General features: G+C 52.8%; 22 protein-coding genes. 1 reads left to right on the top strand and 21 read right to left on the bottom strand.

From position 1 onward, the window contains the following. Window positions 1–43 precede the first annotated feature (43 nt). The 17 genes from tolB to sdhC all read right to left on the bottom strand — a co-directional run bounded on the left by tolB (window position 44) and on the right by sdhC (window position 18338). Window positions 44–1336, bottom strand: coding sequence for a Tol-Pal system beta propeller repeat protein TolB (tolB, locus tag WG891_RS08305; RefSeq protein ID WP_076940903.1), 1293 nt, complete (start codon window positions 1334–1336; stop codon window positions 44–46). A gap of 193 nt (window positions 1337–1529) precedes the next feature. Beyond that, entirely contained in the window at window positions 1530–2720 is a 1191-nt protein-coding gene (gene tolA / locus WG891_RS08300) for a cell envelope integrity protein TolA (protein ID WP_337262082.1), read from the bottom strand. A gap of 78 nt (window positions 2721–2798) precedes the next feature. Next, the gene (gene tolR / locus WG891_RS08295; RefSeq protein WP_076940899.1) at window positions 2799–3227 is read right to left on the bottom strand and encodes a colicin uptake protein TolR; all 429 of its coding nucleotides are present in this window, start codon (window positions 3225–3227) and stop codon (window positions 2799–2801) included. A 12-nt stretch (window positions 3228–3239) separates the two neighbouring features. Then, on the bottom strand, window positions 3240–3923 hold the full coding sequence (tolQ, locus tag WG891_RS08290; protein ID WP_076940897.1) for a Tol-Pal system protein TolQ: 684 nt from the start codon (window positions 3921–3923) through the stop codon (window positions 3240–3242). Next, on the bottom strand, window positions 3920–4324 hold the full coding sequence (ybgC, locus tag WG891_RS08285; RefSeq protein ID WP_076940895.1) for a tol-pal system-associated acyl-CoA thioesterase: 405 nt from the start codon (window positions 4322–4324) through the stop codon (window positions 3920–3922). The genes tolQ and ybgC overlap by 4 nt, the downstream gene beginning before the upstream one ends. Before the next feature lie 131 nt (window positions 4325–4455). Further along, entirely contained in the window at window positions 4456–4752 is a 297-nt protein-coding gene (ybgE, locus tag WG891_RS08280; protein ID WP_076940893.1) for a cyd operon protein YbgE, read from the bottom strand. Continuing rightward, window positions 4752–4865, bottom strand: a complete 114-nt coding sequence (cydX, locus tag WG891_RS08275) for a cytochrome bd-I oxidase subunit CydX (protein WP_076940892.1) — start codon at window positions 4863–4865, stop codon at window positions 4752–4754. The genes ybgE and cydX overlap by 1 nt, the downstream gene beginning before the upstream one ends. Window positions 4866–4882: 17 nt before the next feature. Further along, on the bottom strand, window positions 4883–6022 hold the full coding sequence (gene cydB / locus WG891_RS08270) for a cytochrome d ubiquinol oxidase subunit II (RefSeq protein WP_076940890.1): 1140 nt from the start codon (window positions 6020–6022) through the stop codon (window positions 4883–4885). A gap of 14 nt (window positions 6023–6036) precedes the next feature. Then, window positions 6037–7605, bottom strand: coding sequence for a cytochrome ubiquinol oxidase subunit I (gene cydA, locus WG891_RS08265; protein ID WP_337262081.1), 1569 nt, complete (start codon window positions 7603–7605; stop codon window positions 6037–6039). A 776-nt stretch (window positions 7606–8381) separates the two neighbouring features. Further along, a complete protein-coding gene (gene sucD, locus WG891_RS08260) occupies window positions 8382–9254 on the bottom strand; it encodes a succinate--CoA ligase subunit alpha (protein WP_076940887.1) in 873 nt (290 codons plus the stop codon). Beyond that, window positions 9254–10420, bottom strand: a complete 1167-nt coding sequence (sucC, locus tag WG891_RS08255; protein ID WP_076940885.1) for an ADP-forming succinate--CoA ligase subunit beta — start codon at window positions 10418–10420, stop codon at window positions 9254–9256. The genes sucD and sucC overlap by 1 nt, the downstream gene beginning before the upstream one ends. Window positions 10421–10532: 112 nt before the next feature. Beyond that, on the bottom strand, window positions 10533–11753 hold the full coding sequence (odhB, locus tag WG891_RS08250) for a 2-oxoglutarate dehydrogenase complex dihydrolipoyllysine-residue succinyltransferase (RefSeq protein WP_076940883.1): 1221 nt from the start codon (window positions 11751–11753) through the stop codon (window positions 10533–10535). Between the two features lie 144 nt (window positions 11754–11897). After that, a complete protein-coding gene (gene sucA / locus WG891_RS08245; protein WP_337262080.1) occupies window positions 11898–14705 on the bottom strand; it encodes a 2-oxoglutarate dehydrogenase E1 component in 2808 nt (935 codons plus the stop codon). 402 nt (window positions 14706–15107) lie between these two features. Further along, window positions 15108–15824 carry a succinate dehydrogenase iron-sulfur subunit gene (locus WG891_RS08240; protein ID WP_337262079.1) on the bottom strand — a complete coding sequence of 239 codons (717 nt, stop codon included), beginning with the start codon at window positions 15822–15824 and terminating at the stop codon, window positions 15108–15110. 16 nt (window positions 15825–15840) lie between these two features. Then, window positions 15841–17607: a succinate dehydrogenase flavoprotein subunit gene (gene sdhA, locus WG891_RS08235; protein WP_337262078.1), complete on the bottom strand. Its 1767-nt coding sequence runs from the start codon at window positions 17605–17607 to the stop codon at window positions 15841–15843. Then, window positions 17608–17955: a succinate dehydrogenase membrane anchor subunit gene (gene sdhD / locus WG891_RS08230; RefSeq protein WP_337262077.1), complete on the bottom strand. Its 348-nt coding sequence runs from the start codon at window positions 17953–17955 to the stop codon at window positions 17608–17610. Next, window positions 17949–18338, bottom strand: a complete 390-nt coding sequence (sdhC, locus tag WG891_RS08225; RefSeq protein WP_337262076.1) for a succinate dehydrogenase cytochrome b556 subunit — start codon at window positions 18336–18338, stop codon at window positions 17949–17951. Before sdhC ends, sdhD begins: the two co-directional genes overlap by 7 nt. A 633-nt stretch (window positions 18339–18971) precedes the next feature. On the opposite strand from sdhC, the gene WG891_RS08220 reads away from it, so the two are divergent. After that, complete coding sequence (locus tag WG891_RS08220; protein WP_076940871.1) at window positions 18972–20261, top strand: citrate synthase; 1290 nt, start codon at window positions 18972–18974, stop codon at window positions 20259–20261. Between the two features lie 57 nt (window positions 20262–20318). On the opposite strand, the gene nei is transcribed toward WG891_RS08220, so the two are convergent. The 4 genes from nei to WG891_RS08200 all read right to left on the bottom strand — a co-directional run bounded on the left by nei (window position 20319) and on the right by WG891_RS08200 (window position 23566). Next, window positions 20319–21110 (bottom strand): endonuclease VIII, encoded by a 792-nt coding sequence (nei, locus tag WG891_RS08215; protein ID WP_337262075.1) that lies wholly within the window; start codon window positions 21108–21110, stop codon window positions 20319–20321. A 67-nt stretch (window positions 21111–21177) separates the two neighbouring features. Continuing rightward, entirely contained in the window at window positions 21178–21822 is a 645-nt protein-coding gene (gene pcp, locus WG891_RS08210; RefSeq protein WP_337262074.1) for a pyroglutamyl-peptidase I, read from the bottom strand. 8 nt (window positions 21823–21830) lie between these two features. Continuing rightward, on the bottom strand, window positions 21831–22838 hold the full coding sequence (locus WG891_RS08205) for a DUF979 domain-containing protein (protein ID WP_337262073.1): 1008 nt from the start codon (window positions 22836–22838) through the stop codon (window positions 21831–21833). Further along, window positions 22835–23566, bottom strand: a complete 732-nt coding sequence (locus WG891_RS08200; RefSeq protein WP_337262072.1) for a DUF969 domain-containing protein — start codon at window positions 23564–23566, stop codon at window positions 22835–22837. Before WG891_RS08200 ends, WG891_RS08205 begins: the two co-directional genes overlap by 4 nt. Window positions 23567–23642 lie beyond the last annotated feature (76 nt).

The following is a 23642-nucleotide window of genomic DNA, read 5'->3' as shown; positions in this document are numbered from 1 at the left end:
TCTTTGATCCTTTTATAGTTTGCTATACATATTTACACATGCATCACAGATACGGCGACCAGGCAGGCGATTTGACCTGTCCATCAGTTGCCGGAAGACGCGCTTTGAAACGCCCATCAGTCGATACCAACTGCAGGACGGAGCCCATACCTTGTGTGGAGCTATAAATCACCATAGTACCGTTTGGTGCGATACTTGGCGTTTCGTCCAGTTGCGTGTTCGTTAATACCTGAACAGCCCCTGAAGTGAGATCTTGCTTGGCGATATGCTGAGCACCATTGTTGGAACTCACCATCACCAGGAACTTACCATCCGGGCTTACATCAGAGTTCTGATTCTGAGCACCTTCCCAAGTCAGCCGTTGTGGAGCACCGCCGCTTGCGCTGATTTTATAAATCTGAGGACGCCCCCCCTGATCGGAGGTATAGGCCAAAGACTGGCTATCTGGGAACCAGCTAGGTTCGGTATTGTTGCTGCGGCCGTCGGTGATCTGACTGATCTGGCCTGAGCCCAGGTTCATCACATACAGATGCAGGCTGCCGCTCTTCGACAAAGCAAAGGCAATACGGCTGCCGTCTGGTGAGAACGCAGGTGCCCCGTTGTGACGAGGGAAAGAAGCGACCTGTTGGATAGCGCCGTTAGCCAGGGTTTGGATCACCAGCGCTGAACGGCCACTCTCGAAGGTAACATAAGCCAGTTTGCTGCCATCGGGTGACCAGGCTGGCGACATCAGTGGCTCTGGGGAACGGTGTACGACAAACTGATTGTAGCCATCATAGTCGGATACACGCAGTTCATACGGGAATTGCCCACCGTTGGTCTGCACCACATAAGCGATACGCGTACGGAAAGCCCCTTTGATACCGGTCAGCTTTTCAAACACTTCATCACTGGCAGTATGAGCAGAATAACGCAACCATTGCTTGGTCACCTTATACTGATTTTGTGCCAGAACGGTGCCTGGAGAACCTGAGGTATCCACCAACTGGTAGGAGATCAGATAGCTGCCATCAGCGCCGGGTTGCACCTGGCCGACAACGACGGCATCAATGCCCAATGCAGTCCAAGCCGCCGGTGTTACTTCAGACGCCGTGGCCGGTTGCTGCGGCATACGCGCCACATCGATAGGGTTGAATTTGCCACTGTTGCGCAGATCTGCGCCAACAATCTGGCCAATATCTTCTGGAGGCGTACCTGGACCCGCCCATTTAAACGGCACCACACCAATTGGGCGAGCAGAGTCGACCCCCTGGGTGATTTCAATGCGGACTTCCGCGTGCAGCACGGATGCCCACAGGACTAACAAACCTAACATTACTCGAAATGCCTGCTTCATCTCATCTCCCTTATCCAGGCGGGATGCCTGCGATAAATTAGCAGAATTTTAACAAACCAACGCAAACAAAACTACGTTTACCCAAAGAATCTCGAATTTTCAGCCAACAACGCTGCAAACTTAGAAACAATGAATAAAAATCCCTGTTGGTTACCTTAGTACATCCTTGCTCTTTACTCAGTTATAACAACCATTATTGCGGCTTAAATGTAAGAGGAGCATTCTTAAACGCTTCGTACACAGCCTGGTTCGGTGGTTTAGGAATATGAGCCTGCTTGGCAGCAGCAATTGCAGCCTGACACAGTGCAGGATCTCCCCCCTCAGCCTTAACATCAATCAGCAAGCCATCTGGTGCCAATTTAATACGCAAGTCACAGGTCCTACCCTTGTATAAATCAGCATCATAAAACTTGTTCTGTATTGCAGACGTAATCTGCCCCAAGTAACCATTAATATCTGCACCACTGGCACCTGCAGCCTTAGCATTCCCCTGCCCGGCAGGTTTACCGTCGCCTTTGGCCTTAGCTCCGCCACCTTTCGGCGCATTTTTACCATCCGCCAAATCACCAAACAAGTTGTCTACATCAGCAGACTGTTTAGCCGCCTCAGCCGCCTTTTTCTTGGCATCCGCTGCTTTTTTCGCTTCCGCAGCCTTCTCAGCAGCGGCGGCTTTTTTCGCCTCCTCTGCTGCCGCTTTCTTCTCGGCTTCAGCAGCGGCCTGTTTCTCTGCCGCCTCAGCGGCTTTCTGTGCTGCAGCCTCTTTCTTCGCCTCTTCTGCCTGTTTCTTGGCAGCCGCCGCTGCAGCGGCTTCTTTCTTGGCTTCAGCTTCGGCTTTCTTTTGTGCCTCTGCCTGCGCTTTGGCTATTTTATCCGCCTCGGCTTTGGCTTTTGCTGCAGCCTGCTCAGCCGCTTTCTGCTGTTCTTTCGCCTTAGCGGCGGCAAGTTCTGCGGCTTTCTGCTGTTCAGCAGCCTGCTGCTGTTGCTCGGCTGCCTTTTTCTGCTGTTCTGCCTGTGCTTTGGCATCCTGTGCGGCTTTTTCCTGCGCAGCCAGGCGTTCCTGCTCAAGTTCTTTCAAGCGCTGTTGTTCCGCAGCCTGTTTCTGCTGCAGCTCTTCTGCCTGCTGCTCCGCCTTTTTCTGACGTTGCTTTTCGGCACGCTGTGCATCGCTGCTCTGCTGTTGCTGGCGATTATACTGCTCCACCACAGCCCCAGGATCGACCATCACTGCACCGACGACGGAACCGTCGCCGCCACCGCCGGCACTCATTTCGGCGTTTTCGTGCAGCGATCCCCAAATCAACAGGGCAATCAATATGATGTGCAGAACCACCGAAACAATAACGGCGCGGTTCAGCTTATCGTTTTGCTCAGTTGCCTTTACCAAAATAGAGTCCCAAAAACTGGTGCTTAAACGGGGCTTCTGCCCTATCAGGCAGAAACCGGGTTGCCTCTCACCTTACGGTCAGATTGGCTGGGTCATCAGCCCCACGGAAGCGACGCCCGCCTGATGGAGAATATTCAATGCCTTGATAATCTCATCATAGGGTACTTCCTTTGCCCCACCGATCAAGAAGACCGTCTTCGGATTCGCCGCTAAACGCGATCTGGCTTCAGCCGCAACCTGTTCAGGCGGCAAAAACTCCATGCGGTTATGATCTACCACCAAGGTATATTGCCCCACGCCGGAAACCTCTAAGATCACCGGCGGATTATCATCGCTGGACACCGTTTTGGAATCCGTGGCGTCAGGTAAATCCACCTCAACGCTCTGGGTGATAATGGGTGCGGTTGCCATAAAAATCAGTAACAACACCAATAACACGTCCAACAGCGGGACAATGTTGATTTCTGACTTCAGCTCACGACGGTTACGACCACGAACTTTCGCCATGCTACCTCCTACTTATTTGCTGTCGCTGGAGAAGGCCTGACGATGCAGAATAGCGGTAAACTCTTCCATAAAGTTGTCGTAATTCTGCTCAAGCTTGTTAACACGCTGGTTAAGACGGTTGTAAGCCATAACGGCAGGGATCGCGGCAAACAGGCCAATCGCGGTAGCGATCAACGCTTCGGCGATGCCTGGAGCGACCATCTGCAAGGTGGCTTGTTTGACTGCCCCCAAGGCAATAAAGGCGTGCATGATCCCCCACACGGTACCAAACAGACCGATATACGGGCTGATGGACCCTACGGTGCCGAGGAAAGGAATATGGGTTTCCAGGGTTTCCAGCTCGCGATTCATCGAAATGCGCATCGCACGTGAAGCGCCTTCGATCACCGACTCCGGCGCATGGCTGTTGGCACGGTGCAAACGGGCAAACTCTTTGAAACCCGCATGGAAAATTTGCTCTGAACCCGTCAGGCTATCGCGGCGTGCCTGGCTTTCCTGATACAAGCGGGAAAGCTCGATACCGGACCAGAATTTGTCTTCGAAAGCTTCGGCGTCACGCGTGGCCGCATTCAGAATGCGAGTCCGTTGGATGATGATTGCCCAAGAGGCCACTGAGAAACCTATCAAAATCAACATGATAAGCTTAACCAGCAGGCTTGCCTTCAAGAATAAATCTAGGATGTTCATGTCAGTCACTGCTTAAACTCCGCGACAATAGACTTAGGAAGCGCTATTGGCTTCATTTGGTGTGGATCAATGCATGCAATCAACACATCGGCCTGACTCAAAAGAGTGCCGTCAGAATTAACAATGCGTTGAGCAAACGTGAGAGAAGCCCCACGCATTGAGGTGATTTCACTCTGCACTTCCAGCAGGTCATCGAGACGAGCCGGTAACAGGTAATCCACCGTCATGCGCCGGACAGCAAAAGCGACATGTTCACTGAGCAGCTGCTGTTGATGAAAGTTATGCTGACGCAGCATCTCTGTGCGCGCTCTTTCATAAAAGGCGACGTAGCGGGCATGGTAAACCACACCGCCGGCATCGGTGTCTTCGTAATAGACACGGACCGGCCATCGAAACAACGTATTACTCACGATACTTCCAAGCCAATGCAATTTAACGTTGCTACTATACGCAAGACAGATCGGGTTGGGAATGGGTTACCGGATGGGAATGAAAATAATTATGGGCCTGAATGGCCCATAACACGCGGATATACCGCAGTTTATAAAGAAACGTAAAGTAATCCTGCGGCCAGGATCACAATCGCAGGCAGCGGCGTAAAAAACGCACGCCAGAACGCATTCTGAGGCCGAAAACCAACACCGTGTACCATGCCCGCACACACCGCCCACATCAGCAGGATACCCTGCCAAATCTCCAATGAACTGGTGCGTGCCGCAAAGCGGCTGGGATCCCAGAATATGCACCCCGCTAAAATCAACGCCAGTACCATTGAAAGGGCCCGAATTGGGCCCTTATCGGTGATAGCGTACAGTTTATCAATGAGCGATAAACTCATTACTTACCGTCTTGCTGTACTTGTGAATCTTCAATGTGCTCAAGCGCCAGAGCCGTAATGATACCGAAGGCACAGGCAAGAAGCGTTCCGAGGATCCAGGCAAAATACCACATGGTTTAGCTCCTTTTGCTTAGTACAGTGAATGCTTGTTGTTTTCGATGAACTTCTTATCCAAGCGCCCAAACATTTTGTAGTACGACCAGCAGGTGTACGCCAGAACGATTGGCACGAAGATAATCGCCACAATGGTCATCACTTTCAACGTCAGCAGGCTGGAAGTCGCATCCCACATGGTTAGACTAACGTTAGGCACGGTGCTTGAAGGCATGACAAACGGGAACATGGTTACCCCAGCCGTCAAGATCACACAGGCGATCGTCAGCGATGAAGTCAGGAATGCCATAGCGCCTTTCTCCAGACGGGAGAACAGGATAGTGAACAATGGCAAGACCACGCCCAGTGCCGGTAGCGCCCACAGAATCGGATACTTGTTGTAGTTGATCAGCCAGGCACCAGCCTGATGAGCCACTTCTTTGCGCAGCGGGTTAGATTCCGCCGCAGTATCCAGAACTGAGGTGACCACGAAACCATCAATACCTTTCACCAGCCATACGCCTGCAAGCAGGAAGCACACAGCCATCACCAGAGTGGCAATCTGTGCCGCAGCGCGTGATCGCAGGTGGAGTTCACCTGTGGTACGCATCTGCAGATAGGTTGCACCCTGGGTTACCAGCATCATCAGGCTGACAATCCCTGCCAACAGAGCAAACGGGTTAAGCAGTTGGAAGAAGTTGCCGGTGTAGAACAGGCGCAGATATTCGTTAACGTGGAACGGAACCCCTTGCAGCAGGTTACCGAATGCCACACCGAATACCACGGCAGGCACAAAGCTGCCGATAAAGATGCCCCAGTCCCACAGGTTACGCCAACGGCTGTTTTCCAGCTTAGAGCGGTAGTCAAAACCGACCGGGCGGAAGAACAACGCGGCCAACACCAGGATCATCGCTATGTAAAAACCTGAGAACGCAGCGGCGTAAACCATTGGCCAAGCGGCAAACAGCGCCCCCCCTGCGGTGATCAGCCACACTTGGTTACCGTCCCAGTGTGGTGCGATTGAGTTAATCATTACCCGGCGTTCAGTATCGCTTTTGGTGAGTACAGGCATCAGGATACCGACGCCCATATCAAAACCATCCGTTACCGCGAAGCCGATCAGCAATACGCCAACCAGAACCCACCAGATAAATCGTAGTACTTCATAATCAAACATAAGTGGACTCCTGTTTAGCGCGCTTCCTGCACGGCGGCAGTCGGTTGTTCAAAATGATAGCGGCCAGTTTTCAGGCTGCTTGGACCCAGACGCGCAAACTTGAACATCAGGTACATTTCAGCCACCAGGAACAGGGTGTACAAGCCGCAAATCAGCCCCATCGAGAACAGTATATCGCCTGCGGTCAGCGAAGAAGTGGCCACTGCGGTTGGCAGCACCTCACCTATCGCCCACGGCTGACGACCATACTCTGCCACGAACCAGCCTGCTTCTACTGCAATCCAAGGCAATGGAATGCCGTACAGCGCTGCGCGATGCAGCCATTTCTTCTCACCGATACGGCCACGCAATACGCTCAAGAATGACATACCGATAATGAACAGCATGATCACGCCACAGGCCACCATGATACGGAATGCGAAATACAGCGGTGCAACACGTGGAATCGAATCGTTGGTTGCTTGCTGAATCTGTGCTTCTGTCGCGTCGGTGACGTTTTCAGTGTAACGCTTCAACAACAGACCATAACCCAAGTCCTGCTTGATATTATTGAATTCCGTACGCACTGCTGGATCGGTATTGCCACCACGCAGGCTTTCCAGCAACTGGTATGCCTTCATACCGTTACGGATACGAACCTGGTGCTGAACCATCAAATCCCGCAAACCGATAACCGGGGTATCAAAGGAGCGAGTCGCAATCAGGCCGAGTGCCCATGGGATCTGGATAGCAAAAGAGTTCTCCATTCGCTCCTGGTTCGGAATACCGAACAGGGTGAATGCCGCCGGTGCCGGTTGAGTATCCCATTCGGCTTCAATCGCAGCCAGTTTGGTTCTCTGTACGTCACCCATTTCGTAGCCAGACTCATCGCCCAGCACAATAACGGAAAGGATCGCAGCCATACCAAAGCTCGCAGCAATAGCAAAAGAGCGCTTGGCAAACGCAATATCACGGCCTTTCAGCAGGTAGTAAGAGCTGATCCCCAGAATAAACATGGCACCGGTGGTGTAACCTGACGCCACGGTGTGAACAAACTTCACCTGTGCAACCGGGTTGAGTACCAGTTGGGAGAAGCTGACCATCTCCATACGCATGGTTTCAAAGTTGAAATCAGACGCAATCGGGTTCTGCATCCAGCCGTTGGCAACCAGTATCCACAACGCAGACAGGTTTGAGCCAAGAGCCACAAACCAGGTCACCGTCAGGTGCTGTATTTTGCTCAGACGATCCCAGCCGAAGAAGAACAGCCCGACCAGCGTTGATTCGAGGAAGAACGCCATCAGACCTTCGATGGCTAGCGGAGCCCCGAAGATATCACCGACGTAGTGAGAGAAATATGACCAGTTGGTCCCGAACTGGAACTCCATGGTCAACCCGGTGGCCACACCCAGGGCGAAGTTAATTGCAAATAACTTACCCCAGAATTTGGTCATGTCTTTATAAATTTGTTTGCCGGACAGGACATATACCGTTTCCATAATTGCTAACAAAAACGCCATACCCAGCGTTAATGGAACAAATAGAAAATGGTACATCGCCGTTAAGGCAAACTGTAAGCGCGACAGTTCGACAATATCAAACATCTTGACTCCTTGCTCCTCGCAGGAAGACTCCGACTTGCGGTTATCGGTACAGCTCCGTAAAGAGTAACCGGTAACGCCCCGCAGTGAATGCCCTTAAAAAAACAACAAATTTGATCCCACTTGCCCGCTTTCAACTGCACGTTCGTCCCCAAGCCAGAGAAGCCTAGAGCAAAACGCACCTATGAAAACCGACAGCGGGTAACAAATGCAACAAGATCAACCATCCCTAATTACACAATGGCATGATACTCGCCAAATCCCATACAATAAATAGGTTTTTACGTGACGTGGCTTAGACTTTTGGCGACAGGTCAAAAAGAAGCCAAAAGAGGTATTTCAGCTTATTTTGATCTAGAACAATTTAAGCCTATCTGCATATTATTTCCAGATTCTATTGCATGTTTTCACGTAATTTTCTTGGCAGTATGTTGCATAATAGTTTAATTGTTTTTATTGATATTATTGTGTTAAATAAATGTAATTTAAAACAGCTATTATTGTGTTAACTGAAGATCTTCACTCGATATATATTAACTTTTTATTTCCAATAATTAATTGCAGTGATTCAAATCACAAATAAACTTTAGGTTTATTAATCATAGACCGTGTTGGGAGCTTGATCCCAAATAACGTAAATATAGGATTATGTCCATGGCAACGGCATGGATTCCAGTGAGAAATCACTCTTTTAAGCACACAGTGGCAATGTTTAAGGATAAAAAAGGCCACCCATCGGGTGGCCAAACATGTCGAGATACTGTTTTTATCGGGAAATATTAGCGATTCAATACGGCTTTCACTGCATCACCGATGTCAGCCAGGCTGCGTACGGTTTTGACCCCTGCCGCCTCCAGCGCCGCGAACTTCTCATCCGCGGTGCCTTTACCGCCGGCAATGATGGCACCCGCGTGCCCCATACGCTTGCCTTTAGGCGCGGTAACACCGGCGATGTAGCCAACAACCGGCTTGGTCACATGATCTTTGATGTAAGCTGCCGCTTCTTCTTCCGCACTACCGCCGATCTCGCCGATCATCACGATCGCTTCAGTCTGCGGATCTTGCTGGAACATCTTCAGGATGTCGATAAAGTTGGAACCAGGGATCGGGTCACCACCAATACCTACGCAGGTTGATTGGCCCAGACCCGCATCGGTAGTTTGCTTCACCGCTTCATAGGTCAGCGTACCTGAGCGGGAAACGATGCCGACTTTACCTGGCAGGTGGATATGGCCCGGCATGATACCAATTTTACATTCGCCAGGCGTGATCACACCTGGGCAGTTCGGGCCGATCATGCGTACACCCGCTTCATCCAGCTTCACTTTCACCGTCAGCATATCCAGCGTTGGAATACCTTCGGTGATAGTGATGATCAGCTTAATGCCAGCGTCGATCGCTTCCAGGATAGAATCTTTACAGAACGGGGCTGGAACATAGATAACCGAGGCCGTTGCACCGGTCGCTTCAACCGCTTCACGCACGGTGTTGAACACCGGCAGGCCCAGATGCACAGTGCCGCCTTTGCCCGGCGTAACACCGCCGACCATTTTGGTGCCGTAAGCAATCGCCTGTTCGGAGTGGAAAGAGCCTTGGCTACCGGTGAAACCCTGGCAAATGACTTTAGTATTCTTATCAATCAAAATGGACATTATTTACCCTCCACTGCCGCAACAACTTGCTGAGCCGCATCAGTCAGGCTGGTTGCAGCAATGATATTCAGACCGCTGTCCGCCAGTTTCTTGGCGCCCAGCTCGGCGTTGTTCCCTTCCAGACGTACAACCACCGGGACATTAACCCCAACTTCAGCAACCGCGCCAATGATACCGTCAGCGATCAGATCGCAACGCACGATACCACCGAAAATGTTCACCAGAACCGCTTTCACCTTGTCGTCAGACAGGATGATTTTGAACGCTTCAGTGACGCGCTCTTTGGTTGCACCACCACCTACGTCGAGGAAGTTGGCAGGTTCACCACCGTGCAGTTTCACGATGTCCATGGTACCCATGGCCAGACCGGCACCGTTCACCATGCAACCGATGTTACCGTCCAGAGCTACATAGTTAAGCTCCCACTGAGCCGCACGGGATTCACGCTCATCTTCCTGAGAGGGGTCGCGCATTTCACGCAATTCAGGCTGGCGGAACAAGGCGTTACCATCGGCACCCAGTTTGCCGTCCAGGCAAATCAGATCGCCCTGTTTGGTAATCACCAGCGGGTTGATCTCAACCATCGCCAGATCGCGCTCCAGGAACAGCGTTGCCAACCCCATAAAGATCTTGGCAAACTGGCTGACTTGCTTACCCGTCAGACCCAGTTTGAACGCCAGTTCACGCCCCTGATAAGGCTGTGGCCCCGCCAGTGGGTCGATGGTCATTTTGTGGATCAGTTCCGGGGTTTCTTCCGCAACTTTTTCAATCTCAACGCCACCTTCAGTGGACGCCATAAACACCACGCGACGCGTACCACGGTCAACTACTGCGCCCAGATACAATTCTTTGTCGATATCGGTTGCTGCTTCCACCAGGATCTGGTGAACCGGCTGCCCCAGCGCATCCGTCTGGTAAGTCACCAGGCGCTTACCCAACCAGGCTTCAGCAAAAGCGCGGATATCTTCTTTGCTGTTAACAACTTTAACACCGCCAGCTTTACCACGGCCGCCAGCATGAACCTGACATTTAACCACCCACGGGCCGGAGCCGATTTTAGATGCGGCTTCTTCTGCTTCACGCGGTGTGGTACAGGCGTAACCGGTTGGTGCTGGCATGCCATACCGAGCAAACAGTTGTTTTGCCTGATATTCGTGTAAATTCATGATGTTCTATCCATTCAGGTCTGAAAAATTTTAGCCTGTTACCTTCAAGCGACTGAGTACAGGCCACATAGCACAGAGTGTGGGTGCGGCAATTACCGCACCCAGGCAGGGATTAAACGTCTAACAGCAGGCGAGCAGGATCTTCCAGCATCTCTTTAACAGTCACCAGATATCCCACAGACTCACGGCCATCGATCAGACGATGATCGTAAGACAGAGCCAGATACATCATCGGCTGAATCACAACCTGACCATTGACTGCCATCGGGCGATCTTTAATGGCGTGCATGCCCAGGATCGCGCTCTGCGGTGGGTTGATGATCGGGGTGGACATCAGTGAACCGAATACGCCGCCGTTGGTAATGGTGAAATTACCGCCGGTCAGCTCTTCCACCGTCAATTTACCGTCACGGCCTTTGACCGCCAGCTCTTTGATTTTCTTCTCGATATCCGCCATGCCCATGGTGTCTACGTCGCGCAATACTGGGGTCACCAGCCCACGAGGGGTAGATACCGCGATGCTGATATCGAAGTAGTTATGGTAAACCACATCCGAACCATCGATAGAAGCATTCACTTCAGGGAAGCGCTTCAGAGCTTCGACTACCGCTTTGATGTAGAAGGACATAAAGCCCAAACGTACCCCGTGGCGTTTCTCGAAAGCTTCACCGTACTGCTTGCGCAGATCCATGATCGGCTGCATGTTGATTTCATTGAAAGTGGTCAGCATTGCGGTGCTGTTCTTCGCTTCCAACAGACGCTCGGCCACACGCTTACGCAGGCGGGTCATCGGCACTCGTTTTTCACTCCGGCCGCTCAACGCAGGCTGCGGTGCAGCTTCTGGTGCGGCAACGGCAGGCTTATCTGCTTTCTTGTGGCTCGCCAAATAGGCTTCCACGTCTTCACGGGTGATACGCCCACCGACACCGCTGCCTTTGATCGCCGCAGCATCGAGATCGTGCTCAGCAATCAGACGGCGGATCGCCGGGCTAAGTGAATCGTTGTTCTCTTCTTCCAGGCTCGCGGTTGCGCGCTGTGCCGGAGTCGCTTCTTTGCTCTGCGTCTTCTCTACAGTCGGTTTGCCAGAGCTATCGCCTGGACGGATACGACCGAGAAGTTGACGGGAAGTGACGGTCGCGCCCTCATCTTCCAGAATCGCATCAAGGAACCCTGCTTCACTCGCCGGTACTTCCAACACCACTTTATCAGTTTCGATCTCGACCAAAACTTCATCACGGTTTACCGCATCGCCGGGCTTTTTATGCCACGTGGCTACGGCCGCATCAGCAACCGATTCAGGAAGATCAGGAACCAGAATATCTACGCTACTCATTAAGCTTTCCCTTAAGTTTTTTACCCTTCATCTTTCAAGTTGCCGCAGCGGGGTTGGTTGCGTTTTGTCCCCAGGCCCTTAGCTATCCAAGCGCCTGGGGAGTCATACAGTTACCACCTTGCAGCCCTCTGAAATCGAGGGATATTAATCAATATTCAGCGCATCATTCACCAGAGCCTGCTGCTGCTTCTGGTGTACGGACAGATAGCCAACCGCAGGAGAAGCGGAGGCCGGGCGTCCGGCGTAACGCAAAGAAGCCCCAAATGGGATCACTTCACGGAAGTTGTGCTGGCTACAATACCAAGCGCCCTGGTTCAGCGGCTCTTCCTGGCACCAGACGAAGTCATGCACATGGGCATACTGTTCCAGCACCGCCTGAACAGCCTGGTGCGGGAATGGATACAGTTGCTCAATGCGCACGATCGCAACGTCTTTCTGGTCATTCTTGCGGCGCTGTTCCAGCAGATCGTAATAAACCTTACCGGAACACAGCACGACGCGTTTCACCGCCTGCGGATCCAACTCGTCGATTTCACCAATAGCGGGTTGGAAAGTGCCATTTGCCAGTTCTTCCAGAGAAGAAGTCGCCAACGGATGACGCAACAACGATTTCGGTGACATCACCACCAACGGACGGCGCATTCCACGCAGCGCCTGACGACGCAGCATATGGTAGACCTGCGCCGGGGTAGACGGGATGCACACCTGCATATTCTGTTCTGCACACAGTTGCAGGTAACGCTCCAAGCGCGCAGAGGAGTGCTCTGGCCCCTGACCTTCGTAACCGTGCGGTAACAGCATCACCAGGCCACACATCCGCCCCCACTTCTGCTCGCCAGAACTGATGAACTGGTCGATAACCACCTGCGCACCGTTGGCGAAGTCGCCAAACTGTGCTTCCCAGATGGTCAGGGTACGAGGCTCCGCAGTGGCATAACCGTATTCAAACGCCAAAACGGCTTCTTCAGACAGTACGGAGTCCCAGACTTTGAACTCCCCCTGCCCGCTGTGAATGTTAGCCAATGGAACATAAACCGAACCATTTTTCTGGTTGTGCACTACGGCATGGCGGTGGAAGAAGGTGCCACGACCGGCATCTTCACCAGAGATACGGATCGGGATGCCTTCATCGGCCAAAGTGGCGTAGGCCAGCGTTTCCGCCGCGCCCCAGTCAAATGCTTTATTACCTGCCGCCATCTCGGCACGGTCACCGTAGATTTTCGCTACGCGTGACTGCATTTCGATCGCTTCAGGTATAGTGCTGATACGACGCCCCAGTTCCTGCAGGCGCTTCATATCAACCTTGCTCGGAAACTCTTCGTCCCACTCGTGGTTCAGATACGGCGACCAGGTAAAGGAGTGCAAGTTCATTGGACGCCATTCTTCAACCACACAATCACCGCGATCGAGTGCATCGCGATACAGGTTGACCATTTCGGTGGCGTCTTCAAGGGTAGCAACCCTTTGCTCGGTCAAAACGTCGGCATAAATCTTGCGTGGCGTCGGGTGTTTTTTGATCTTCTGGTACATCACCGGCTGGGTTGCACTTGGCTCATCGGCCTCGTTATGCCCGTGGCGACGGTAACAGACCAGATCGATCATGACGTCACGTTTAAAGGTATTACGGAAGTCCAACGCCAGGCGGGTAACAAAGGCTACCGCTTCAGGATCGTCAGCATTCACGTGGAAGATCGGAGCCTGTACCATCTTGGCGATATCGGTACAGTATTGGGTAGAGCGTGCATCCAACGGATTGGAGGTGGTGAAGCCAACCTGGTTGTTGATGACGATACGCACCGTACCACCGACTTCATAACCACGCGCCTGAGACATGTTCAGCGTTTCCTGAACCACGCCCTGGCCGGTAATGGCTGCATCACCGTGGATGGTAATTGGCAGCACCATATTGCTGCGTGCTTCATCCAGACGATCGCGACGGGCACGCACAGAGCCCATCACCACCGGGCTGACGATCTCCAGGTGTGACGGGTTGAACGCCAGCGCCAGGTGAACCATGCCACCTTCCGTTTCCACGTCGGAAGAGAAGCCCTGGTGATATTTCACGTCACCGGTGCCCAGGTGTTCTTTATGCTTACCGGCAAACTCGTCGAACAGATCGGCTGGTTTTTTACCCAGCACGTTGATCAGCACGTTCAGACGACCACGGTGAGCCATACCCAACACCACCTCACGAGTACCGTTTTTACCCGCATGGCGTATCATCTCTTTCAGCATTGGCACCAGAGCGTCGCCACCTTCCAGCGAGAAGCGCTTCGCCCCTGGGAATTTAGCACCGAGATAACGTTCCAGGCCTTCGGCTGCGGTCAGTTCGCTCAAGAAGCGACGCTTCTCTTCGACAGAGAAACTGGCCTTCCCCACTACCGACTCAATGCGCTGCTGGATCCAGCGTTTTTCTTCGGTATTGGTAATGTGCATATACTCCGCACCGATCGAGCCACAATAGGTCTGCTTCAGCGCGGTATACAGTTCGCCTAACTTCATGGTTTCTTTGCCAATGGCAAAAGAACCCACGTTGAAGGTTTCCTGGAAGTCGGCTTCACTCAGGTTGTGATAGGCAAGACTCAGATCGGGAACTCGCTCCTGTTTCCACAGGCCGAGTGGATCGAGGTTTGCATGCTGATGCCCACGGAAACGGAAGGCGTTGATCAGTTGCAATACCTTGACCTGCTTGGCATCGGTTTCAGGATCGTTGATGGCGGTGTTGTAACGCGCAGAATCTTTCGCCAGGCGGCGGAAATAATCTCGCGTTTGGGAGTGGAGCTGATCGGGTTTAACACCCGTGGTTGGTAGCTGTTGAAAAATGGAACGCCAGCTATCTTCAACGGAACTCGGATCGGTTAAAAAGTCTTCATAGAGCTGCTCTATGTAGGACTGGTTCGCGCCCGCCAGATAGGAGGAATCCAGCCAGGCCTTCATTGCGCCGTTCTGCATTATGATCCCTTAAGCTTTAAAGCTTCAGTTTTCGCCGTGGTTAACATAATTACCGTGATGGTACGGTTTGCCGTAAAAACGGTTCACTCGACGTGCTTATACCCGTCGTCTTTCACGTTGCAGCGTTGTTGGCTTCACCTAGTCACCCCAGTCACTTACTTGAGTAAGCTCCTGGGGATTTCTATGCTTGCCGCCTAGCTGCAATTTGAAATCCATAGGGTAAATAGCCTGATACAGCTTAAATGCACGTTCTGTTTTGGACCTTGCGGCCCCTTACAAGGAACCTCTAAAACCTGACGATCCATCCTGATTGCCCAACACGACAATCCTGCGTCAGTTTTTAGAGGTTCCCTCTCTTAGAATGTGCGCCGGAACATGGCCCGGCGCAGCATCTCATTCCATTTATGCGCCGCGTTGCAGCAGCATAGACTTGATATGACCGATGGCACGCGTCGGATTCAAGCTCTTAGGGCATACACTGACACAATTCATAATGCTATGGCAGCGGAAAACACTGAAAGCGTCGTTCAGATCATCCAAACGTGCTTCAGTTTCCGTATCACGGCTGTCGATCAGGAAGCGGTACGCTGCCAACAGACCTGCCGGGCCAACAAACTTGTCAGGGTTCCACCAGAACGATGGACAAGAGGTTGAACAACAGGCGCACAGGATGCATTCGTACAAACCATCCAGCTTAGCCCGGCTTTCCGGCGACTGCAGGTGCTCACGCGCCGGCGGGTTTTTGCCATCGTTCAATAAGAACGGCTTAATCTTTGCATATTGGGCATAAAATTGCCCCATATCGACGACCAGATCACGCACTACCGGCAACCCCGGCAATGGACGGATCACAATCTTGTTATTGCCTTTGCGCAATGACGAGACAGGCGTGATGCAGGCCAGGCCATTTTTACCGTTCATATTGATACCGTCTGAACCGCATACCCCTTCACGGCAGGAACGGCGGAACGACAGGGTCGGATCTTTTTCTTTCAGTTGGATTAACGCATCCAACAGCATCATGTCGCGCCCTTCTTCCGCTTCCAGGGTGTAATCCTGCATATGCGGGGCGTCGTCGACATCCGGATTATAGCGATAGATAGAAAATTCGAGTTTCATCAATCAGGCTCCGCAATTAGTAAGAACGCACTTTCGGCGGGAATGCCGCGCGCAGTTTCGGTTGCATATTCACTTCACGACGCGTCATGCTTTCCGATTGCGGCAGATACAGCGAATGGCACAGCCAGTTGGCATCATCACGATCCGGGTAGTCGAAGCGGCTATGGGCGCCACGGCTCTCGGTACGGAAGTTGGCCGACACAGCGGTGGAATAGGCCGTTTCCATCAGGTTATCCAACTCCAGGCATTCAATACGCTGGGTGTTGAATTCGCTCGAGGTATCATCCAGACGTGCGTTCTTCAGACGTTCACGGATCACTTTCAGCTCTTCCAACCCTTTCGCCATCGCATCACCTTCACGGAACACCGAGAAGTTGTTCTGCATGCAGGATTGCAGCGCTTTACGAATCTCAACCGGATCTTCACCTGAACGGGTATTATTCCAGCGGTTCAGACGATCCAACGAGGCTTCTACATCAGAATCGCTGGCATCACGGCTTTCACCCTGCTCGGCCAGTGATTCCTGCAAGTGCAGCCCGGCAGAACGGCCAAACACCACCAGATCCAGCAGCGAGTTACCGCCCAAGCGATTGGCACCATGTACCGACACGCAGGCGATTTCCCCCACGGCGAACAACCCTGGGATCACCACATCTTCGCCTTTCTCGTTCACGGTTAATGCCTGACCGGTCACCTTGGTCGGGATACCGCCCATCATATAGTGGCAGGTTGGGATAACCGGGATCGGCTCTTTGACCGGATCGACGTGAGCAAAGGTGCGGGATAATTCCAGAATACCCGGCAGACGGGATTCCAAAACGTCTTTGCCCAGATGGTCCAGTTTCAGCTTGGCGTGTGGGCCCCATGGGCCGTCGCAACCGCGGCCTTCACGGATTTCAATCATGATCGAACGGGCAACCACATCACGGCCCGCCAGATCTTTTGCGTTAGGCGCATAGCGTTCCATGAAACGCTCGCCATGTTTGTTCAGCAGGTAACCACCTTCACCACGGCAACCTTCGGTGACCAAGACACCGGCACCGGCAATACCCGTTGGGTGGAACTGCCACATCTCCATATCCTGCACCGGCACACCGGCACGCAGGGCCATCCCCACGCCGTCACCGGTGTTGATATGGGCATTGGTGGTGGACTGATAGATACGGCCCGCACCGCCAGTAGCCAATATGGTTGCCTTGGCTTTGAAATACACCACTTCACCGGTTTCAATGCAGATGGCAGTAGTACCCACTACCGTACCGTCCTGGTTTTTCACCAGATCCAGCGCATACCACTCAGAGAAGATAGTGGTGTGGTTTTTCAGGTTCTGCTGATACAGGGTATGCAGCAAAGCGTGGCCGGTACGGTCAGCCGCTGCGGCGGTACGTGCCGCCTGTTCGCCACCAAAATTCAGTGACTGGCCGCCAAACGGACGCTGATAAATACGGCCATCATCCAGACGGGAGAATGGCAAGCCCATATGTTCCAGTTCCAGAATCGCTTCCGGGCCGGTTTTACACATATATTCGATCGCGTCCTGGTCACCGATATAGTCGGAACCTTTCACCGTGTCGTACATGTGCCATTCCCAGTTATCTTCATGGGTATTACCCAGCGCAACGGTGATACCACCTTGGGCAGACACGGTGTGGGAACGGGTCGGGAATACTTTGGACAGCAGGGCGCAAGTCGACCCCGCTTGGGAAATCTGCAGTGCGGCACGCATACCTGCGCCACCCGCACCAATAACAACTGCATCAAACTCTCTGACTGGCAGTTTCATTTAAGCACCCCACACTACGATTGTTCCGTACAGTAAATAGACCAGCAACGCGATCACGATCGCAAGTTGCAGCACCAGGCGTAACGCCAATGGTTTGATATAGTCCGTCAGCACCTGCCACATCCCGACCCAGGCGTGAACCAGAATCGACAGCAATGTCAGCAAGGTGAATACTTTCGTAATTGAGGTGGCGAAGAAACCGCGCCATATTTCATAGGTGATGCCTGGAGCGGTGACGACAAAGCCCAGGATATACAAAACGTACAGGGTAATGACGATAGCGGAAGCACGCAGTAACAACCAATCGTGTACACCGTTACGCCCTAATGCGGAAACGTTGCCTACCATACGAGGACTCCAGCCAGAATTGACAGCACGACGGTCAGACCGAACGCCACTTGGGCCGAACGGGTACCTGCGGCTAAACTCTCTTCGATATAGCCAAAATCCATTAACAAGTGACGTATGCCACCGCAAATGTGATAGGCCAGCGCAGTGAGGATCCCCCAGAAGATGAATTTGACAAAGAAGCTATTCATGATGGAGGCAGCGTGCAGGAAGCCCTCTTGAGAAGAGAGAGACAAACCCAACAGCCAGAGAAGGATACCCACGGCAACGAAGGTAATTACGCCAGAGACTCGGTGTAAGATGGACGCTATCGCAGTTACGGGAAACCGGATCGTTTGCAGATCCAGGTTGACAGGTCTTTGTTTTTTCACGGTTTTGCCCACACAGCTCTTATTATTTTCCTTCCTCCGGGCCTGGGTGGGGATCAGACAGCGTTAAGAGCCAAAACCCTTACACGTCACGCGCTCAAACATCGACTTCCAATGTGCTCAAACGGCGCGTAGTTATAACGCTGGGTGCTCCTACTTCAGGGTTATCCGGAGACCTGGCGGCAGTATAGGAGGATCACATTCTTATTACAATTCCCATACAATCCCTTTGGGGACATTTCCCTCGAACAGTGATTCAGATCACGATTTTCACATTTCACACTAAATTAATTATCTGATTTGACAAGAGATCAACATTTCCATTACAAATAGGGTAGCAATCAGCCCTATGATGCGCTACCGGTCAACAGATACACTTCCCCCTATGCTTAAGTTATGCAACAGTGTATCTGGCTAGCACTCCGAACATGTTGTAGGTAATGATTAATAGAAAATAACGAATCCCGAAGAATCGTTAGCAACTGGCCCCCATCTCTCTCGCCGGTTAGCACTCTGTACCCTACCCGCGCATTTGCGCAGTCGCTCACAGAGTTAGCGTCCGCACCCTATTATTGCGGGCAACCTGCCGAGATTTAAGGTATTTCAGTTGTTAGAGGTTTTTAAAATAAGGCGCTAAGGAGACTGTAAATGACTGATAAGAAAGCGACGCTAAGTATCAACAATGGCGAAGCTCCGATCGAACTAGGCGTGCTCACCCCAACACTAGGCCCTGATGTCCTTGACGTGCGCACCTTGGGCTCCAAAGGTTATTTCACATTTGATCCCGGCTTTACTTCTACCGCTTCCTGCGAATCCAAAATCACCTTTATTGATGGTGACAAAGGTATTCTGTTGCACCGCGGCTTCCCTATCGAGCAGTTGGCAAAAGAATCCTCCTATCTGGAAGTGTGCTACATCCTGTTGTACGGCGAAGCCCCGACCAAAGCAGAATTTGAGACCTTCAAAACCACCGTTACCCGCCACACCATGATCCACGATCAGATCACCCATCTGTTCCGTGGTTTCCGCCGTGACTCACACCCGATGGCGGTGCTGTGCGGCGTAACCGGTGCGCTGGCCGCGTTCTATCACGACGCGCTGGATGTTAACAACGAACGTCACCGTGAAATTACCGCGTTCCGTTTGCTGTCTAAAATGCCGACCGTGGCGGCAATGTGTTACAAATACTCTATCGGCCAACCTTTCGTCTATCCGCGTAACGATCTCTCTTACGCCGGTAACTTCCTGCGCATGATGTTTGCCACGCCGTGCGAAGAATATGTGGTGAACCCGGTGCTGGAACGTGCGATGGATCGTATTCTGATCCTGCATGCCGATCACGAGCAGAACGCCTCAACATCGACCGTCCGTACCGCCGGTTCCTCTGGTGCCAACCCGTTTGCCTGTATCGCGGCCGGTATCGCTTCTCTGTGGGGGCCAGCGCACGGCGGTGCCAACGAAGCCGCCCTGAAAATGCTGGAAGAGATCAAAACGGTTGAGCACATTCCAGAATTCATCAAGCGCGCCAAAGACAAGAACGATTCCTTCCGCCTGATGGGCTTCGGTCACCGCGTGTACAAGAACTACGATCCGCGCGCCACCGTGATGCGTGAAACCTGTCATGAAGTGCTGAAAGAGCTGAACAAGAAAGACGATAACCTGCTGGAAGTGGCGATGGAGCTGGAACACATCGCGCTGAACGATCCGTACTTTATTGAGAAGAAACTGTATCCGAACGTCGACTTCTACTCTGGCATCATCCTGAAAGCCATGGGTATTCCGTCTTCCATGTTTACCGTTATCTTCGCCATTGCCCGCACTATCGGCTGGATCGCCCACTGGAACGAAATGCACGACGAAGGCATCAAGATCGCCCGTCCGCGCCAGTTGTATACCGGTTATGCCGAGCGTGAGTTCAAATCGCAGAACAATAAATAAGTTCATTGTTCCTTGCATACCATGCCGCCCACCTCAACCTGGGCGGCTTTTTATTGGCTATTTCTGGCACCCTGGGCACCAATAAAATGGCCGTGATGACAGAACCGTTTTCTCAATCATCGCCCCGCATCTTGGGCAAGGCTCACCACTGCGGTGAAACACATTGAAGCGGAACAAACTGCCATGATGGCGGTTATCATCCGCCTGGCCTCGGGTTTGATATGACAACCGGGGAATATCCAGCAACGCCTGCGCCAATCGGCGCACCTCTTCTGCGCTTAAGTCACACGGCTTATGCTTGGGTGCCAATTGCGCCTGCCACAAGATTTCAGCACGCAGATAGTTACCCAGCCCTGCCAAAAAGGTTTGATCGAGCAACATTCCCCCCAATTGCCGCTTGCAGAATTTGGCAGACAACAAGCGCTGTTCAACCTGCGCCACCGTTAACGCCATATCCAGCACGTCTGGCCCGATGCGGTTTAAGAACGGATGCTGCTCAATTTCACCGCGCGGTGCGAGCGTAATATCGGAAGCGCTGTACAGTAAAATCGCCCAATCGGCGGTTTGCAGCCGCACGCGCAGATCGCGTTTGGTTTCTGGCGTCTCCCCAGCTTTCACCACTTTCCACACGCCGTAAAGCTGGTTATGGCTGTACATCGTCACCCCATTAGAGAAATCGGTTAACAGAGCCTTTCCCCGCGGTTCGATAGCGGTAATACATGCGCCAATCAAATCAGCCTGATAGTGTTTCAGTTGGGGAAAAGCAAACCAGACCTCCGTCAGCGTTTGGCCAATCATCACCGCCGCCAGTTTATCTGCTGCCCGGCGAATCTCCGGTCCTTCCGGCATACCCTACTCCTTGATTGAAAAGGGCCCTGCATACGGGGCCCTGAGATTTCAACTGCTGGGAAACGCCTTAATGCGTTGCTCCCCCCGCCACTTTCAAATCCTGTTCAACCTGCAGCGCAACCAAAATAGCCAGCTCCAATGCAATCAACAGGGTTTGGGCGTCCATACTCGGTGCGCCAGGGTGGAACGCAGCCTGTTCCGGCAGATACGGGATATGAATAAAACCGCCCTTCACCGCCTGCTGCCCGGCTAAACGGTGCAGTAAACCGTACATCACGTGGTTGCACACATAGGTTCCGGCGGTCTGCGAAACTGAAGCAGGAATACCAGCTTCACGCAGCGCATTCACCATCGCCTTGATGGGCAAAGTGCTGAAATAAGCCGCCGGCCCTTGTTCAACAATAGTTCGATCGATTGGCTGTTGCCCGTGGTTATCGGGTATACGCGCATCGTCGACGTTAATCGCGACCCGCTCCAGGGTAATATCAACGCGCCCACCCGCTTGACCGACCGCCAGCACCAATACCGGCTGCAATTCGTCAATGGCTACGTTCAGCACCGTTAACGCTTCACCAAACACGCAAGGCAACTGGCGCGCAACCACGCGTGCTCCGGCCACCTCCCGTTGGTCAAGCTGCTTCACCACTTCCCAGGAAGGATTCACACGTTCGCCGCCAAAGGGTTCAAAACCGGTAATCAATACTTTTTGCATATCCGCTCCTACAGGAACATCAGGAAATAAAGCAGGAAAACGTTCACCAACAGCAAGGTTACCCCGGTTGGGATCTGAGCCTTGATCACCGCGTTCTTGTCTGGCAACTCCAGTAATGCCGCAGGCACAATGTTGAAGTTAGCCGCCATTGGCGTCATTAGCGTACCGCAGTAGCCAGAGAACATGCCGATTGCCGCCATCACCGCCGGGTTACCGCCGTGCTGCAGCACCAGGATCGGGATACCAATACCAGCAGTGACGATCGGGAACGCGGCAAACGCGTTGCCCATCACCATGGTCAGCACAGCCATACCAATAGCGTACACCGCCACGGCGATGAAACGGTTATCTACCGCCAGATATTCCTGCGTCAGATGTGCAATCGCCGTTCCAACACCGGCAGTGGTGAACAACAGCCCCAACGTAGCCAGAATCTGCGGCAAAATAAACGCCCAGCCGATGGAATCCAGCAGGCGACGCGCTTCCTGAACCGGCTGCAGAGCTTTCTCATGGGTCATCTTCACGGCGATGAGCAGGCCCAACACGCAGCCGACCATCATTGAAAACAACGTAATCAGCGTGGCGTGGTTACCACTGCCAAACACCGCGCTTTGCAATGCAGGAATATTGTTGAACAGCAGCACGCCGATCACCGTCACCACCGGAATGGCCAGCGCGGGGACAAACAGACGATTACCCAACCTTTCAGCGCTGGCTTCGCGCTCCTGCGGGCTACGCTGATGGTAACTGCCCAAGCGAACACCGCCGCAACCGGCGATCAATGCCATCACCACCACCAGCACACCTACCACAATGTGCAACTGGCGTTTAGCATCGGCACCGCTGCCGAACAATCCGTAGGTCCAGTCACCCACCAGGAAGATCAGGCCGTACAACATCCAGAACAGGCCGGTAGTCACACGACGCGGGTTGGCGCGATCGCGGAACGACATCACTGCGACGATCAGTAAGACGGCACCGGCCAGCCAGTAGAGATATTGTTGCTGGAAATTCATTTGCTAGCTCCTTTCGCCTGCAGCGCCGCCTGATTGAGTTTGCTCAGTTCTGCGGTAAGTTGCTTATCCATGCGATACAGGCGGAAGGCGTGGATCAGGAAGGCAAAGATCGCCGTCGGGATCCCCCACAGTGCAATATGCAGCGGTTCAGTCTGGATACCACCAGACTCCAACATAAAGTTATGCATGAAGATAATCGCCCCAAAAGCAACGAAGATATCCTCACCAAAGAACAAACCGACGTTATCCGTCGCCGCAGACATCGCACGCAGCCGATGGCGTACGCGTTCAGGCAGTTCGCCGTAGCGGCTCTCCGTGGCCCCTTCAGCCATCGGTGCCAGCAGCGGGCGCACCATCTGCGGATGGCCGCCTAGGCTAGTCAGCCCCATCGCGGCGGTGACTTCACGCACGAACAGATAGACGATCAGCAAGCGCCCGGCAGTAGCACTTTTGATTTTGGCGATCCACGCCTGCGCACGTTCTTTCAACCCGTGGCGCTCCAACAGGCCGATAACCGCCAGCGGCAACAGCAGGATCAACGGCAGATTGCGGGTGTTGATAAAGCCCTCACCCAGTTTTTCCAGAATCACGTCTAGCGGCATCAGTGCCGCCAGCCCGGTGATAATCCCGGCGACGATCACTACCAGCACCGGGTTAAAGCGTAAAATGAAGCCAACCACGATGGCGGCAATACCAATGAGTGGCCAGAGGTTTACTGTTTGTTCCATAGTTTTCATCCCTTATATATCCTTCATACTTCAAGCTGCTTGAGTGTTGGCTGTGCCCTCTCGCCTACAAGCAACG

The organism is Serratia sp. MMO-28 (assembly GCF_037199905.1).
Taxonomy (GTDB): Bacteria; Pseudomonadota; Gammaproteobacteria; order Enterobacterales; family Enterobacteriaceae; genus Chania; species Chania oryzae.
Note: the sequence above shows the minus strand (reverse complement) of the source record. Positions and strands in the feature narration are given on the sequence as shown.

Coding starts and splice junctions, on each gene's coding strand:
- cydB (WP_076940890.1), bottom strand. CDS start 6,022: ATGTTTGATTATGAAGTACTACGATTTATCTGGTGGGTTCTGGTTGGC.
- nei (WP_337262075.1), bottom strand. CDS start 21,110: ATGCCGGAAGGACCGGAGATTCGCCGGGCAGCAGATAAACTGGCGGCG.
- WG891_RS08205 (WP_337262073.1), bottom strand. CDS start 22,838: ATGAATTTCCAGCAACAATATCTCTACTGGCTGGCCGGTGCCGTCTTA.
- cydA (WP_337262081.1), bottom strand. CDS start 7,605: ATGTTTGATATTGTCGAACTGTCGCGCTTACAGTTTGCCTTAACGGCG.
- WG891_RS08220 (WP_076940871.1), top strand. CDS start 18,972: ATGACTGATAAGAAAGCGACGCTAAGTATCAACAATGGCGAAGCTCCG.
- sdhA (WP_337262078.1), bottom strand. CDS start 17,607: ATGAAACTGCCAGTCAGAGAGTTTGATGCAGTTGTTATTGGTGCGGGT.
- WG891_RS08240 (WP_337262079.1), bottom strand. CDS start 15,824: ATGAAACTCGAATTTTCTATCTATCGCTATAATCCGGATGTCGACGAC.
- pcp (WP_337262074.1), bottom strand. CDS start 21,822: ATGCAAAAAGTATTGATTACCGGTTTTGAACCCTTTGGCGGCGAACGT.
- odhB (WP_076940883.1), bottom strand. CDS start 11,753: ATGAGTAGCGTAGATATTCTGGTTCCTGATCTTCCTGAATCGGTTGCT.
- sdhD (WP_337262077.1), bottom strand. CDS start 17,955: ATGGTAGGCAACGTTTCCGCATTAGGGCGTAACGGTGTACACGATTGG.
- ybgE (WP_076940893.1), bottom strand. CDS start 4,752: ATGAGTTTATCGCTCATTGATAAACTGTACGCTATCACCGATAAGGGC.
- sucD (WP_076940887.1), bottom strand. CDS start 9,254: ATGTCCATTTTGATTGATAAGAATACTAAAGTCATTTGCCAGGGTTTC.
- sucC (WP_076940885.1), bottom strand. CDS start 10,420: ATGAATTTACACGAATATCAGGCAAAACAACTGTTTGCTCGGTATGGC.
- cydX (WP_076940892.1), bottom strand. CDS start 4,865: ATGTGGTATTTTGCCTGGATCCTCGGAACGCTTCTTGCCTGTGCCTTC.
- sucA (WP_337262080.1), bottom strand. CDS start 14,705: ATGCAGAACGGCGCAATGAAGGCCTGGCTGGATTCCTCCTATCTGGCG.
- WG891_RS08200 (WP_337262072.1), bottom strand. CDS start 23,566: ATGGAACAAACAGTAAACCTCTGGCCACTCATTGGTATTGCCGCCATC.
- tolB (WP_076940903.1), bottom strand. CDS start 1,336: ATGAAGCAGGCATTTCGAGTAATGTTAGGTTTGTTAGTCCTGTGGGCA.
- tolR (WP_076940899.1), bottom strand. CDS start 3,227: ATGGCGAAAGTTCGTGGTCGTAACCGTCGTGAGCTGAAGTCAGAAATC.